Source organism: Oleiphilus sp. HI0061, assembly GCF_001635675.1.
Map to the genome: position 1 here is coordinate 1 of NZ_LWFE01001653.1, position 1,154 is coordinate 1,154.

Annotated in this window: 1 protein-coding gene; it reads left to right on the forward strand. The window is 46.7% G+C overall.

The features are described from left to right. The coding region (locus A3735_RS25455; protein ID WP_197486046.1) for a 3-hydroxyacyl-CoA dehydrogenase family protein at positions 1–1,154 on the forward strand (1,154 nt) is incomplete at both ends.

A 1,154-nucleotide genomic window follows, 5' to 3' on the forward strand; every position in this document is an offset into this window, starting at 1 on the left:
ATTGTGGGTACACCTGAAGAACTTGTTTCTTCGGCTATTGCTTGGATTAAAGCCAACCCTAAAGCCCAACAACCTTATGATGTAAAAGGCTATAAAGTGCCAGGAGGAAAACCTTCAACGCCTGCCTTAGCGAAGATGTTACCGATTGCACCCGCAATGATGCGCGAAAAAACCAAAGGCACCATGCCAGCTCCTGAGTCGATTCTCTCGGTAATGGTTGAAAGCCTACAAGTTGATGTCGACTCGGCAATGCGCATTGAGACACGATATTTCGTTGAGCTGGTTTGTAGCAAGGTAGCGAAGAATATGATCGGTACTTTCTGGTATCAACTCAATGAAATCAAGGCGGGGGCAGCGCGTCCTGATGGCGTAGAAGCGTCAAAGGTGAGTAAGGTGGGAATTTTGGGCGCCGGTATGATGGGTGCAGGTATTGCCTATTCATCAGCAGCTAAGGGCATTGAGGTCGTGTTAAAAGATGTTTCAGTAGAAAATGCTGAAAAAGGTAAAGAGTATTCTCGGAAGATCCTTGATAAGAAAGTGAAAAAAGGACGCTTGAGCAGTGATAAGCGTGATGCTGCCATGAACGCCATCCTGGCGACCGATAATGCGCAGGACTTGAAAGGCTGTGACCTAGTCATTGAAGCTGTATTTGAAGACAGAATTCTAAAAGCAAAGGTCACACAGGAAGCTGAAGCGCAATTAGAGTCATCAGCTGTATTTGCTTCGAATACCTCTACCTTACCCATTACTGGTCTTGCGGAAGCCTCTGAGCGACCAGAGAACTTTATTGGCCTTCATTTCTTTTCGCCAGTCGACAAAATGCCGCTGGTAGAAATCATCTGTGGTGACAAGACCTCAGATGAAACACTGGCCAAAGCTTATGACTACGTTTTGCAAATTGGTAAAACGCCAATCGTAGTTAATGACAGCCGTGGATTCTTCACTTCCCGTGTTTTCGGCACTTTTGCAAACGAAGGGATCGCCATGTTGGGTGAAGGGATACCGGCCGCAGCGATCGAAAATGCAGCCTTCCTGGCAGGTTTTCCGGTAGGACCGTTGGCAGTGACCGATGAAGTTAGCATGACCTTGATGGAAAAGATTCGTAAGCAAACGATTAAGGATCTTGAAACGGAAGGCAAACCTTATCTGGCGCA